Below are 13,469 nucleotides of genomic sequence, written 5' to 3'. Positions count from 1 at the left end.
GCACAGTGAGCACGCTCAACGGCGCCCAGTCCCTCATCCGCACGCTCGTCGACAGCGGGGTCGACGTGTGCTTCTCCAACCCCGGCACCTCGGAGATGCATTTCGTCGCCGCGCTCGATTCGGTGCCGGAAATGCGCGGCGTGCTCGCGCTGTTCGAGGGCGTCGTGACCGGTGCCGCGGACGGGTACGCGCGGGTCGCCGGCAAGCCCGCCGCGACGCTGCTGCACCTCGGCCCTGGCCTGGGGAACGGCCTGGCGAACCTGCACAACGCGCGCCGCGCGCACACGCCGGTGGTCAACGTGATCGGCGACCACGCCACCTATCACAAGCAGTACGACGCCCCGCTGGAGTCGGACATCGACGCCATCGCGGGCTCGCTCGAAGGCTGGGTGCGCCGGTCCGGGCACACGAAGGACGTCGGCGCGGACGCCGCGGCGGCGGTCGCGGCGGCGCAGGACGCACCGGGCCGGGTCGCGACGCTGATCCTTCCCGCCGACGCGTCGTGGGGCGAGGGCGGCGAAACGTGCGAGCCGATCCCGCCGCGCGTGCCGCAGACGGTCGACGCGACGACCGTGCAGAAGATCGCGGACGTGCTGCGCAGCGGCGAGCCGGTGGCGTTGCTGGTCGGCGGATCTGCTTGCCACGAAGCCGGTTTGCGCGCGACCAGCCGGATCGCCGCCGCGACCGGAGCGAAGGCGCTCGCCGAAACTTTCCCGGCGCGGCTGGAGCGCGGCGCCGGTCTGCCGAACATCGAACGGCTGGGCTATCTCGCCGAACAGGCCAAGTACCAGCTGGACGGGATCAAGCACCTGATCGTCGCGGGCACGCGGGCGCCGGTGTCGTTCTTCGCCTACCCCGGCATGCCGAGCGAGCTGACCCCGGAAGGCGCGGAAGTCCACGTCCTTTCGACGGTCGGCCAGGACGTCGCCGCCGCGCTGGAAGCGGTCGCCGCGTTGGTCGCCGCGGACACCGAGCCGGTCCTGCAGGCCGCCGGACGGCCGGAGCTGCCGAGCGGTCCGATCACCGTGCAGAACTGGGTCGACGTGATCGGCGCGCTGCTGCCGGAGAACGCGATCATCGTCGACGAGGCGAACACGTCCGGCCTCATGCTCCCCGCCGCGACGGCGGGCGCGCCGCGGCACGACGTGCTGACCCTGACCGGCGGCGCGATCGGCTACGGCATGCCGGTGGCCGTCGGCGCGGCGATCGCGGCTCCGCGGCGGCCGGTGATCAACCTCGAATCCGACGGCAGCGCGATGTACACGATCTCCGCGCTGTGGACGCAAGCGCGCGAGAACCTCGACGTGACCACGGTGGTGCTCAACAACAACGCGTACGCGATCCTGCGGATGGAACTGCAGCGCGTCGGTGCGTCCGGCGACGGCCCGCGCGCGAAGGACCTGCTGGACATCGGCCGTCCGGACCTGGATTTCGCGAAGATCGCCGAGGGCATGGGCGTTCCGGCGACCCGGGCGACGACGGCGGAGGAGCTGGCTGAGCAGTTCCGGCGCGCGGTGGGCGAGCCGGGGCCGCACCTGATCGACGTGGCTGTTCCGCCGCTGCTCTGATACTCGTGAGGCTCTAGACCCGGGCGAGTTCCGGGCTGGCGGCACGGAACCGCGGCACCACCGCGGTCAACGCCAGCCCGGCCACCGCCGCGACGGCGGCGACCGCGAATGTGGCGCGGAAACCGGCGAGCGACGGCACGGTGAACGAGCCGACGGTGATCGTCAGGTGGGCCAGCATCGTGGCCATCACGGCGCTGGAGGTCGAGGTGCCGACGGAACGCATGAGCGAGTTGAGCCCGTTCGCCGACGCCGTTTCGGTGACCGGCACCGCGCTCATGATCAGCGCGGGCATCGCGGCGTAAGCGATTCCGACGCCCGCGCCGATGATCACCGACGCGATGATCAGCTCGACCGCGTTGGCCATCAGGAAAATCGCGAAGACATAGCCGACCGCGATCACGGTCGCGCCGGTCATGAGCGTGACGCGGGCGCCGTAGCGGTTGGTAAGCCGCGCGGAAACCGGGGACAGCGCCATCATCACCAGGCCGTTCGGCGCGAGGCACAGACCGGCTTCCACCATGCTGAGCCCGAGGCCGTAGCCGGTCGCCGAAGGTGCCTGCAGCAACTGCGGGAACGACAACGACATCGCGTACATCGCGAAGCCGACGAGCACCGACGCGAGGTTCGTGAACAGCACCGGCCGTCGCGCCGAAACGCGCAGATCGACCAGCGGGTCACGACGGCGCAGCTGATACCAGCCCCAAGCCGCGAGAACAACGACGGCGGTCGCGGCGAACCCGAGCGTCGCCGGGCTGCCCCAACCCCATTGGCCGCCCTTCACGATCGGCAGCAACAGGCTCGTGAGACCGACGATCAACCCGAGCGTGCCAAGGAAATCGAACGGCGCGGGCGTGCGGACCGGCGATTCCGGAACAAACCGCAGGATCAGCAGCGCACAACCGAGCCCGAGTCCGGCCGCGCCCCAGAACAGCACGTGCCAGTCCGCGTGCTCGGCCACGATCGCCGCGACCGGCAACCCGATCGCGCCGCCGACCCCGAGCGTCGCGCTCATCAGCGAAATCGCGCCGCTGACGCGTTCCGGCGGAAGTTCGTCGCGCATGATGCTGATGCCGAGCGGGATGACGCCCATCGCGCAGCCCTGCAGCCCGCGGCCGACGATCATCAGCGCGAGCGAACTGGTCAGCGCCGAAACCACGGACCCGGCGATCAGCACGGCGAGACTCACGAGCAGCACGCGGCGCTTGCCGTAAAGATCGCCGAGCCGCCCAGCGACCGGGGTGCACACCGCCGCGGCCAGCAGCGTGACGGTGACGACCCACGACGCGTCCGTCGGCGTCGTGTTCAGCAGTCTCGGGAACGCCGGGATCAACGGGATGACCAGCGTCTGCATGAACGAAGCGACCAGCCCGCACGAGGCGAGCACCACGATGATCGGCCGCGCGCCTGCCCGTGCCACCACGTCCCCCGTTCCGTATGCCGTACCGGATTCGCACGCTACCGGTCGGGGCGGAAGGAACGGTCGATTCGTGATCGATCCGACTTAGCGGACTGGTCCGTTCGGCCCAGCGCTTGCTTGGGTCACAGCCACTGTTTGACGCCGCCGTGGCCGGAGCAGGTACCGGAACGGTGCTGGCTGTAGCTGTAACTGCCGTCCTTGCACTGCGCGGTCGCGCCGGAGGGATTCGAGTCCGGGCGGTGGACGCAGTTTCCGGAGGAGTTGCGGTAGTAGTCGGCACCGCACTCGGCGGGCGCGGGATTCGGCGCGGCTGCTTGCGCTGGCGGAGCGGCTTGGGTCTTCGGCGCAGCTTGGGTCTTCGGCGCAGCCGGGGCTTTCGGCGCGGCCGGGGCTTTCGGCGCAGCTTGGGCTTTCGGCGCGGCTTGGGCTTTCGGCACCGCATTCGGTTGAGCCGCAGTGGTCGGTGGCGCGACCTCCTGCTGCGTGGTCTCCGGAGGCGCGACTGACGTCGTGGGCGCTTCCGGCGCGCTATAGGTCGTAGTCGGCGGCGAATACTCGCTCGTGACGCTGCTCTGCACGACCGGAGCCGGGTTCCCGACTGGAGCGGGAGCCGCCCCGCACCCAGCGACCACAACGCCCGCGGCCAAAGCCATCCACAGTTTACGCATCATGCGGAACCTCCCTCGCAATCCAGACAATGGACGAGGTCGGGAATCCGCGGAAAACTGTTACAGCGGTTGCGCAGACCACTCGGTCGGTGACGGAGAGAGAACGAATTCCAGTCGCCCGCCGTACTGGGTCAAGACCTCTCAATCCCGTTACGGCAGAACGTTCCGACAGACCGAATAGATACCAAGGCCGGTTGCCAAAGGCTGGGCTGCAACGGGCGGCCTCACAGTGGCTTCGGAGAGGCCGATCAACGATGTCATCCACGACAATCTGATCCAACTCGGCGAGTGAGCACAAGCGTCAGCCCCGGACTCCACGAGGTGTCCGGGGCTGTTTCGCTTGCACGCCTACCTCTTCAGGTCGTCCAGGCCCGCGCGAAGCCAGTCGATCTTGGCTGCGAGCAGTTCCGTTTCTCCAGGCATCACTGTCAGGTACCGATTGCGCGGTGGCCCGGAGATCTCAAACGCCACCCGGCCGCTGGCAGTGTCCAGGTAGCTCAGTTGCCCGTCTGCGGCGCGGCGATGTCCATCGCGCCCGCGCGCCGCAAGGGTGATCTCGCCGAGACCGTAACGGGGTGCCCGGAACAGAGCGTCGATCTCCAGTGCCTCGCGCGGCCGCCGCTCCCCTGTGTCGTAACGGCCGTCACCACCGTCGGAACGGAACTCGTCCTGCGGCAGCGAGAACGTCGCCACTTGCGCGGCCCGGTAGTCGGGCAGGTTCGTTGCCAGCGCATACCCAGCCGAGCGAGTGGGAGACGGCTGCTTCAGCAACACCCGGTCCCCATCGCACAGTGCAGCAATGCAGGTCCGGCCGCGGACCGCGACCAGAACACCGTACCGCTCCCCTTGGTTCACGACGTGCGCTACGTACTCGATCTCGGCCCGCGCCAGCGTATAGAGCACTTCTTCGAACTCATCGGCGATCCTGCTGCCCCGCAACAGGCCGAGCTCTGCCAGTTCGCCGCGCACGGCCTCGTTCATCCCGGCGCCTGTCGAGTCGGTGGTAAAGCGAATGTCACCGACCAGCACCGGATGCATGCCGTCGAGTCCACAACTCTTCATCGCACCAGTCAACGTGCTCAGCTTAACCTCGGTTGTGCGTGTCAGCACCGCCTGTTCCTCCCCCCTCAACTCGCCCTAACGCTGCGGACGTTCGCCGATGACTGGCGGCGTCGGCCGCACTTCGCTGCCGCCGAACAGGCCGTCCGGGTCAGCTTCCTGGAGGTAAGACGGAGCCTTTTTCTCCTTGTCTTCCTCGCCTTTGCTGCCTTTTCCGCCTATTCCGCCGCCCATCGCGGCGCTGTTCTTCGCTGCCGTACCCGATCCGCGTGCGCCCGGTTCGCCGCCCCAGCCCAGGCCGCCTCGGGAACCACCGGAATCGCCTGCACCGCTGCCGCCCGGCGAATAACCCAAGGGACCGAATCCGCCACCGCCGACGCCGTTGCCCTGCCCGAGATCGATCGGATTCAGCGGCGGACCAGGCTGATAGCGCGGAGGACCCGGCGTCGGTCCTGGCTCGGGCCACGACTCCTTCCTCGTCCTCTCGTCGTCGAGGTCCCTCGGGTGACGCCCGTCGCCGGGCGGCAGGATCGGCGGCTCTTCGATGGGCCGACGCGAGGGACCAGGTCCTGGTGACGGAATCGGCGTCGGACGCGGATCTGGACTCGGCGTCGGTACAGGACCTGGGACTGGCACCGGTTTCGGACTCGGCGTCGATACCGGGCTGGGCGTAGGCGCCGGAACCGGTGTCTCGTGATCACGACCGGGTCGCGGGCCTCCGTCCCAGCCTCCGCCCGGATGAGGCTCGTGGGCCGGATGCTTCGGCTGGCCGTCCGCGCTGGCGAGACTGACGTCCGCGCCCGTGTCCTCCAGCCTCGAGTACTGCTCCGGCACACGCCCGCTGTTCGTGCCGGACGCGCCGTGGTAGCCCGTGAACACATCGACGTTCTTCTGCGCATCTGCCTGCCAGCTCGACACCTTCGCCGAATAGGCGTCGCTGTTGCCGTTCAGCGAGTCGAGGAGGTCCGCTGCGGTGAGCTCCGGCTTGTCCGCAGACACCGGCTTCACGCTGTTCTTCGCGGTCTGGAACGCAGACATCTGGTCATTGGCAGCAGTCCGGGCGGCCGTGAGGTGCAGGCTGTCGTCCATCGAGGCAGCCATCAACGGCATACACACATTCGACACCGCCTCGTCCGAAGCTGCGCCCTTGAACCCGCCGCTCAGCGTCTCCGCCAGCGCCGAGACCCGGGCGGCGCGCTGCTCCAAACTCTTGCTCAGCTTGTCCGCGGCTTGATGCGTCTCCCCCAGCGACTCGGATCCCTTGCCCGTGGTCAGCTGCTGGTAGATCTCGGCGGCATTCAACGACTGGCCCGGCATCACTGCCCCCGCGGATGTTGCCCACGACCATCTCGGCCACGTTGCGGGCGGAGTCGCACGGATCTTTCGAGCCGATCCGTGTTTTAGGCTGCCGGACGCCGATGTCGATCGTTTGCGTGTCGCTGGCGCCGACCGCCACGTTGCACTCGCCAGGAGTGCGGCTGGCGGACACGTCGTACGCGACGATCGGGTACCCGCCCGCAGGAGCAAGCGGCTGGAAAAACTTGTATGAGCTGCCTTTGGCCGCGTAAACCGACGTCAGCCCCTGTTTGTCGGCAGCTGTGAAGATCACCGAGATCTTGGCGTCGCCGTGTGCCGCGTCGCCTCCCCAGTAACACGCGGGGCCGGCCGCGCCATCGAGCCGGGGAAGCGATTCCACCGGCGACCCGAACAGGCCGTTGAGCTGGCCCGCGGTGAGCGCCTTGCACGGATCCTTGGCGGCCTGAGCGGTGTCGATCGGATTCTCGACCTTCGGCACGCCAGGACCGGGGAGCTGACCGGTGGCACCGCTGCTGGACGAGGCCGGGCCGGCGGGAACGGACGGCTCCGGGCCTGCCTGCCCGTCCTTGGCGGACGAACAACCGGCCAGTGCGAACAACGCGACGCCAGCCAACGCGACTGCCCGCTTCACAGGCTTCCTCCGATGTTCTTCACGTCGGTCGCGTGCGTGTCCTCGGCGGCGGTGTAGCCGCCGAGTGCCTTGCGGAACTTCCCTGCCTGCTTGCGGCAGTACTCCGCGCGATCCTGCAGCGACTTGACCAACGCCTCGCCGGAGCCCTGAAACACCTTTGCGTTGTCACCGCTCGCGAAATCCAGCCCTGGGGGCTGCGTCCGCGTAATGACCCTTGCGGTGTCGACGTCCAGATCGAACTCGCGTGCCAGACCCTCGAACTCGCTGGCGATGTGATCCAAGGTCGACCGATCGAATGAGTAGCCGCCGGAATTCCCGAACAAGCCGCTCACGAACCGGTCTGGCGACTCGCCCCCGTACGACCCGCCGTGCTTGATGTCGCTCACCGCTCTACGCCTCCCCGCGCAATGCTTCCCTGGACCCATACCGGCCCGCGCAAGCCACCATGAGTGGCCGAGCGGTCACTCTAGTACGGCCAGGAGGCGGCCGTCCCGGGTTCACGATGATCAGTCAGGACGTCCGGGACCGCGCGGCTGGATGCTCCGGAAAGGCACGGCCCGCATTGGCTGGAGCGCCTCCGGCCAGACAGGCGGTTTGCGACGCTGAGGAACCCCGGCAGCTCCGACTGCGAATCTGGCTTGTGTCGGAAATATCCGCGACGGCGGGATGAAGCTGCCGTCCGACGCTGGGGACGGATCGTGGCGCAACGAAAACGGGGCTGCTCCAAGAATTCCGGAGCAGCCCCGCCAGTCAAACCTGCCTTATTCGTAAATCTCGCCCTTGGCGGCCTTCTCCACCAGCGACTGCGGCGGTTCGAAGTGGCTGCCGTACCGCGCCGCCAGTTCGCGGGCCCGGTCCGCAAAGCCCTGCAGGCCGCCCTCGTACTGGTTGATGTACTGGATCACGCCGCCGGTCCAGGCCGGGAAGCCGATGCCGAAGATGGACCCGATGTTGGCGTCCGCGACCGTGGTCAGGACGCCCTCGTCGAAGCACTTCACCGTTTCCAGCGCTTCGGCGAAGAGCATGCGCTCCTTGAGGTCCTCGAACGGCACGTCCGCCGAACCCGAGCCGAACGCCTCGCGCAGGCCCGGCCACAGACCGGTGCGCTTGCCGTTCTCGTCGTACTCGTAGAAGCCCGCTCCGGTGGAGCGGCCCTTGCGGTCGTACTTGTCGAGCATCGTGTCGATGACGGCCTCGGACGCGTGCGGCGTCCAGGTGCCGCCCTCGGCCTCGATCGCGGCGCGGGTTTCCGCCCGGATCTTGCGCGGCAGCGTCAGGGTCAGCTCGTCCATCAGCTGCAGCGGCGGCGCCGGGTACCCGGCCTGCGAACCCGCCTGCTCGATCGACGCCGGCTCGACGCCCTCGCCCAGCGCGGCCACGGCCTCGTTGATGAAGGTGCCGATGACCCGCGAGGTGAAGAAGCCGCGGCTGTCGTTGACGACGATCGGGGTCTTGCGGATCTGCAGGGTGTAGTCGAAGACCTTCGCCAGCGTGGCGGGCGACGTCTTCTCCCCGCAGATGATCTCGACCAGCGGCATCTTGTCCACCGGCGAGAAGAAGTGGATCCCGATGAAGTCCTCGGTCCGCTGCACGCCCTCGGCCAGCGCGGTGATCGGCAGGGTCGAGGTGTTGGAGCCCAGCACCGCGTCGGCGTCGACGATGCTCTCGATCTCGCCGAACACCTTGTGCTTCAGCTCGACGCTCTCGAACACGGCCTCGATCACGAAGTCGACGCCCGCGAAGTCGGCCGGGTCGGCGGTCGGCTTGATCCGCGCCAGCAGCGCGTCCGACTTCTCCTGCGTGGTCTTGCCGCGCGAGAGCGCCTTCTCCTCGAGCTTGACCGCGTAGCCCTTGCCCTTGTCGGCCGCCTCCTGCGAGACGTCCTTGAGCACGACGTCGATGCCCGCCTTCGCGGACACGTACGCGATCGCGGCGCCCATCATCCCGGCGCCGAGCACGCCGACCTTCTTGGCGGTGTACTTCTCGAACCCGTCCGGACGCGAACCGCCGGAGTTGATCGACTGCAGGTCGAAGAAGAACGCCTTGGTCATGTTCTTCGAAACCTGCCCGATGGCGAGGCTGACGAAGTAGCGCGTCTCGACCTGGATCGCGGTGTCGAAGTCGACCTGCGAACCCTCGATCGCGGCGGCGAGGATCGCGCGCGGCGCGGGCATCGGCGCGCCCTTGAGCTGCTTGCGCAGGTTCGCCGGGAACGCGGGCAGGTTCGCCGCGAAGCTCGGGTTCGACGGGGTGCCGCCCGGGATCTTGTATCCCTTGACGTCCCACGGCTGCACGCCGCCCTCGGGGTTGGCCTTGATCCACGCCTTCGCGGCGGGCACCAGCTCGTCGACGGTGTCCACGACCTCGTGCACCAGGCCCAGCTCCAGCGCCTTGCGCGGCTTGAGCCGCTGGCCCTGCAGCAGCACGTTCAGCAGCGCGCTCTGGATGCCGAGCAGCCGCACGGTGCGGACCACGCCGCCGCCGCCGGGCAGCAGGCCCAGGGTGACCTCGGGCAGGCCGATCTGGCTGCCCTTGACGTCGGCCGCGATGCGGTGGTGCGTCGCCAGCGCGATCTCGAGACCGCCGCCGAGCGCCGCGCCGTTGATGGCCGCGACGACCGGCTTGCCCAGCTGCTCGAGCCGGCGCATCTGGCCCTTCATCGCGGTGCTGGACGCGGTGATCTCGGCCGCGTGCTCCGGCTGCGCCTGGATCAGGTCGCGCAGGTCGCCGCCGGCGAAGAAGGTCTTCTTCGCCGAGGTGAGCACGACGCCGGCGATGTCGTCCTTCTCCGCCTCGAGCCGGTCCACGGTCGCGGCGAGCGACTCGCGGAAGGCCTGGTTCATCGTGTTGGCCGACTGGTCCGGGTCGTCCAGGGTCAGCGTGACGATGCCGTCGGAATCCTTGTCCCAGCGGATGGTCTTGCTCTCGGTCATCAGGTCCTCACACCCGCTCGATGATGGTCGCGACGCCCATGCCGCCGCCGATGCACAGGGTCACCAGCGCCCGGCGCGCCTCGCGGCGTTCCAGCTCGTCGACCACGGTGCCGACCAGCATCGCGCCGGTGGCGCCGAGCGGGTGGCCCATGGCGATCGCGCCGCCGTTGACGTTGATCTTCTCGTCCGGCAGGTCGAAGTCCTTCTGCCACTTGAGCACGACGGACGCGAACGCCTCGTTGAGCTCCCACAGGTCGATGTCGTCCGGGGTCAGGCCCGCGGTCTTCAGGACCTTTTCGGTGGCCGGCGTCGGACCGGTCAGCATGATGGTGGGCTCGGAGCCGATCGAGGCGGTGGCGACGATGCGCGCCCGCGGCGTGAGGCCGAAGGTCTTGCCCGCCTGCTCGGAACCGACCAGGACGATCGCCGAACCGTCGACGATGCCCGACGAGTTGCCGCCGGTGTGCACGTGGTCGATCTTCTCGACCTGGTGGTACTTCTGGAGCGCGACGGCGTCGAAGCCGCCCATCTCGCCGATCGTGGTGAAGGCCGGCTTGAGCTTCGCCAGACCCTCCACAGTGGACCCCGGACGGCGGTGCTCGTCGTGGTCGAGGATCGTGACGCCGTTCATGTCCTTCACCGGCACCACGGACTTCGCGAAGTAGCCGCCGGACCAGGCCGCCTCGGCCTTCTCCTGCGAGCGGACCGCGAACGCGTCCACGTCCTCGCGGGAGAAGCCCTCCATCGTCGCGATAAGGTCCGCGCCGATGCCCTGCGGGGCGATGTACTGGTCGTACGCGGTGGCCGGGTCCATGAACAGCGCGCCGCCGTCCGAACCCATCGGCACCCGCGACATCGACTCGACGCCGCCCGCGATGATCAGCTGGTCCCAGCCGGAGCGGACCTTCTGCGCCGCGACGTTCGTGGCCTCGAGCCCGGACGCGCAGAACCGGTTGAGCTGCACGCCCGCGACCGTCTGCGGCAGGCCCGCGACGAGCGCGGCGGTGCGCGCGATGTCCGCGCCCTGCTCGCCCACCGGGGACACGACGCCGAGCACGATGTCGTCGATCGCCTGCGGATCGAGGTTCGGGTGGCGGACCTTCAGCTCCTGGATGAGGCCGACCACCAGGTCGACCGGCTTGGTGCCGTGCAGGGCACCGCCCTTGTTCTTGCCCCGGGGCGTGCGCAACGCCTCGTAGATGTAGGCCTCGCTACTCACTGAACACTCCTCCGCGAAGCGGCGTGGTTGGACACTGCGGTGTATCTCGCCGCCGACTATACCGGCCAGTAGGTGCTAATGGCCATTAACATAAGCCCGATGAACCCCATGGTGTCAATGGGTTGCCGTAGTTTCGATTCACGCTATGGTCAGTTCACCATGAGTACGTCTCCCTCCCGCGGCACGCGGCCTCGCGACCGCAAGGCCCAGCTGGCCGCCGTCGCGGCCGAGCTGTTCCGCGCGCGGGGGTTCCACGGTGTCGGGATCAACGACATCGCCGCTTCGGCGGGCGTGACCGGGCCCGCGCTGTACCGGCATTTCGCCGACAAGCAGGCGATCCTCGCCTACGTCGTGCTCGCCGGAATCGACGACATGGAATCGGCCACCGCGGCCGCGCTCGCCGATTCCGCGCCGCCGCTGGAGCAGTTGGACGCCCTGCTCACCGGCCTCGCGACGCAGGCGGTCGAGCGCCGGGAGATCGCCGCGCTGTGGCGCTGGGAAGGTCCGCATCTGCCGCGCGAGCAGCGCCGCGAGATCCGCCGCCGGTCCGGCGCGGTGCTCGACGCGTGGACGAAAGCCCTGCTCACGCTGCGTCCGGAGCTGTCGGTGGACGAGGCTGAGCTGCTGTGCTGGGCCGCGCTGTCAGTGTTCGGGAGCGTCGCGGTGCACCACACGTCGGTGGCGCGCAAACGCTTCGTGCCGCTGCTGGTCGAGCTGGCATTGAAGGTGCTCAACGTCTCGCTACCAGTCCCCGCCGAGCCTGCGGCACCGGTCGCAAGCAGCCTCGGCACGCCGTCCCGCCGCGAGCAGGTGCTGAGCGCCGCGACCGGGCTTTTCGCCGAACGCGGCTTCCACACGGTGAGCATGGAAGACATCGGCGCGGCGGCGGGCATCGCCGGGCCCAGTGTGTACCGGCACTTCCCCAGCAAGGGCGCGCTGATGGTCGCGATCGGACACCGCGCGGCGGACCGCCTCGCGCTGGCCGCCGAGCAAGCGCTGCAGGCACCCGACGAGCGGTCCGCGCTGGGACGGCTTGCCGCGTCGTATGTGCACATTCTGCTGCGTACGCCGGAACTGCTGGTGTCGTTCACGGCGGACCGGGTGACCATGCCGGAGCGGGACAAAGCTGATCTGCGGCGGGTCCAGCGTGACTATGTCGATCAGTGGGTTTCGCTGCTGTGCGCGGTGTTTCCGGAGCTTCCGGCGCGCGAGGCGAAGATCCGGGTGCATGCCGCGCTGACTATCGCGAACGACCTGAGCCGCACCGGGCGGATCAAGAGCAGGCCGCATCTGCAAGCTGAGCTGACGGCAGTGCTGCACGCGGTCCTCGGGCTCGACTGAACGCTCTGCGCGAAACCGTCCCTGCCGCTCCCCCGGACGTGTAAGCATCTGCCGTGCCCACGAGACGGTTGCATCTGGTTCGCGCGGACGAAGGCCACCGCGTCACGACCCTCGAGCTTTTCTTCGACCTGGTCTTCGTCTACGCCATCACGCAGACGACCGAGCTGATGTCCGGGCACCTGAGCCTGCTCGGCGTCGGCGAGGGGCTGCTGGTGCTGATGGTGCTGTGGTGGTGCTGGTGCAGTTACGCGTGGCTCGGCACCACGATCCACGTCGACCACGGCATCGCGCGGCTGGCGATGTTCGGCGCGATGGCGGTGATGTTCCTCGTCGCGCTCGCGGTGCCGCAGGCGCTCACCAACGAACCGGGCGGGCTCGACGGGCCGTTGCTGTTCGTCGCTTGTTACGGCGTCGTGCGGCTGCTGCACATCGTCGCCTACCTCGGGGCCGCGCGGCACGACGCCGAACTGCGCCAGGTGCTGCTGCGGATGTTGCGCGGGCTCATCCCGAGCCTGGCCTTGCTGGCCGTCGCCGACGTCGTGGGCGGGGCGTGGCAGCCGGTGCTGTGGGTGGTCGCGCTGCTGGTGGACTACGTCAACGTCTATCTCTCCGGACCGACGGGCTGGCGGGTGCACTCGCCCGCGCACTTCGCCGAGCGGTTCGGGCTGATCGTGATCATCGCGCTGGGCGAATCGGTCGTGGCGATCGGCATCGGGATCGGGCACGTGCCGATCACCTGGCTCATCGCCGGGTCGTCGATCTGCGGGATCGCGCTCGCCGCCGGGATGTGGTGGACGTACTTCGACCTGGTCGCGCACGTCGCCGAGCGACGGCTCGCCCGCGCCGAGGGCATCGCGCGCGCCAAGATCGCGACCGACTCCTACACCTATCTGCACCTGCCGCTCATCGCCGGCATCGTGCTCATCTCGCTCGGGTTGAAGAAGACGTTCCTCACGCTGTCCGACAGCGTGCACCACAGTCCGACGGACGCGCTGCACGGCGTCGCGCTGTGGTCGCTGACCGGCGGGCTCGCGCTGTATCTGGTCGCGCTCAGCTCGCTTCGGCGACGCAACCTCGGCACCTGGAACCGGCAGCGGCTCGTGCTCGCCGCCGTGCTGCTCGCGCTCACGCCGCTGCTCGGACACGTGCCCGCGGCCTTGCTGCTGCTGATCGTCACGGCCTCGGTCCTGCTGCTCATCGCGTTCGAACGCACGTCGCTGGCCAGGCGGCCGGTGGTCGAGTGAGCCGGGCCGCACTGGCGGATTCCGCGTCGTCGCGTTAACCTACTCGTGAGTAGGTAACGCGAGGGAGATGCT

Annotated in this window: 10 protein-coding genes and 1 pseudogene; 3 read left to right on the top strand and 8 right to left on the bottom strand. The window is 68.8% G+C overall.

What is annotated here, in order from left to right; all coding sequences use genetic code 11:
- The first annotated feature begins 5 nt into the window (after nucleotides 1–5).
- Nucleotides 6–1,568, top strand: a complete 1,563-nt coding sequence (locus ABZX37_RS36380; protein ID WP_354747399.1) for an acetolactate synthase large subunit — start codon at nucleotides 6–8, stop codon at nucleotides 1,566–1,568.
- Between the two features lie 13 nt (nucleotides 1,569–1,581).
- Here the strand turns inward: ABZX37_RS36380 and ABZX37_RS36375 are convergent, their stop codons facing one another.
- From ABZX37_RS36375 to ABZX37_RS36340, 8 genes and pseudogenes are all read right to left on the bottom strand, one after another.
- A complete protein-coding gene (locus ABZX37_RS36375; RefSeq protein WP_344272292.1) occupies nucleotides 1,582–2,985 on the bottom strand; it encodes an MFS transporter in 1,404 nt (467 codons plus the stop codon).
- Between the two features lie 122 nt (nucleotides 2,986–3,107).
- Nucleotides 3,108–3,656 (bottom strand): DUF3761 domain-containing protein, encoded by a 549-nt coding sequence (locus ABZX37_RS36370; protein ID WP_354747397.1) that lies wholly within the window; start codon nucleotides 3,654–3,656, stop codon nucleotides 3,108–3,110.
- Nucleotides 3,657–4,001: 345 nt separating this feature from the next.
- Nucleotides 4,002–4,715, bottom strand: a complete 714-nt coding sequence (locus ABZX37_RS36365) for an ESX secretion-associated protein EspG (protein ID WP_354747443.1) — start codon at nucleotides 4,713–4,715, stop codon at nucleotides 4,002–4,004.
- Between the two features lie 75 nt (nucleotides 4,716–4,790).
- Nucleotides 4,791–6,029: a hypothetical protein gene (locus tag ABZX37_RS36360; protein ID WP_354747445.1), complete on the bottom strand. Its 1,239-nt coding sequence runs from the start codon at nucleotides 6,027–6,029 to the stop codon at nucleotides 4,791–4,793.
- 28 nt (nucleotides 6,030–6,057) lie between these two features.
- Nucleotides 6,058–6,660 (bottom strand): annotated as a pseudogene (locus ABZX37_RS36355) (DUF3558 domain-containing protein); the annotation flags it as partial.
- The gene (locus tag ABZX37_RS36350) at nucleotides 6,657–7,046 is read right to left on the bottom strand and encodes a hypothetical protein (protein ID WP_354747395.1); all 390 of its coding nucleotides are present in this window, start codon (nucleotides 7,044–7,046) and stop codon (nucleotides 6,657–6,659) included. The pseudogene ABZX37_RS36355 and the gene ABZX37_RS36350, both read right to left, overlap by 4 nt.
- A 375-nt stretch (nucleotides 7,047–7,421) precedes the next feature.
- Nucleotides 7,422–9,593 carry a 3-hydroxyacyl-CoA dehydrogenase NAD-binding domain-containing protein gene (locus ABZX37_RS36345; RefSeq protein WP_354747393.1) on the bottom strand — a complete coding sequence of 724 codons (2,172 nt, stop codon included), beginning with the start codon at nucleotides 9,591–9,593 and terminating at the stop codon, nucleotides 7,422–7,424.
- A 7-nt stretch (nucleotides 9,594–9,600) separates the two neighbouring features.
- On the bottom strand, nucleotides 9,601–10,812 hold the full coding sequence (locus tag ABZX37_RS36340; protein ID WP_116203333.1) for an acetyl-CoA C-acetyltransferase: 1,212 nt from the start codon (nucleotides 10,810–10,812) through the stop codon (nucleotides 9,601–9,603).
- Nucleotides 10,813–10,971: 159 nt separating this feature from the next.
- Here ABZX37_RS36340 and ABZX37_RS36335 point away from each other — a divergent pair, with 159 nt between their 5' ends.
- Both ABZX37_RS36335 and ABZX37_RS36330 read left to right on the top strand, forming a co-directional pair.
- Nucleotides 10,972–12,153, top strand: coding sequence for a TetR/AcrR family transcriptional regulator (locus ABZX37_RS36335; RefSeq protein WP_354747391.1), 1,182 nt, complete (start codon nucleotides 10,972–10,974; stop codon nucleotides 12,151–12,153).
- A 53-nt stretch (nucleotides 12,154–12,206) separates the two neighbouring features.
- A complete protein-coding gene (locus ABZX37_RS36330) occupies nucleotides 12,207–13,397 on the top strand; it encodes a low temperature requirement protein A (RefSeq protein WP_354747389.1) in 1,191 nt (396 codons plus the stop codon).
- The last annotated feature ends 72 nt before the right edge of the window (nucleotides 13,398–13,469 follow it).

It is taken from the genome of Amycolatopsis sp. NPDC004079, from assembly GCF_040610415.1.
In the GTDB taxonomy this organism is placed as follows: domain Bacteria; phylum Actinomycetota; class Actinomycetes; order Mycobacteriales; family Pseudonocardiaceae; genus Amycolatopsis; species Amycolatopsis halotolerans.
This window is presented reverse-complemented; position numbering and strand designations above follow the sequence as displayed.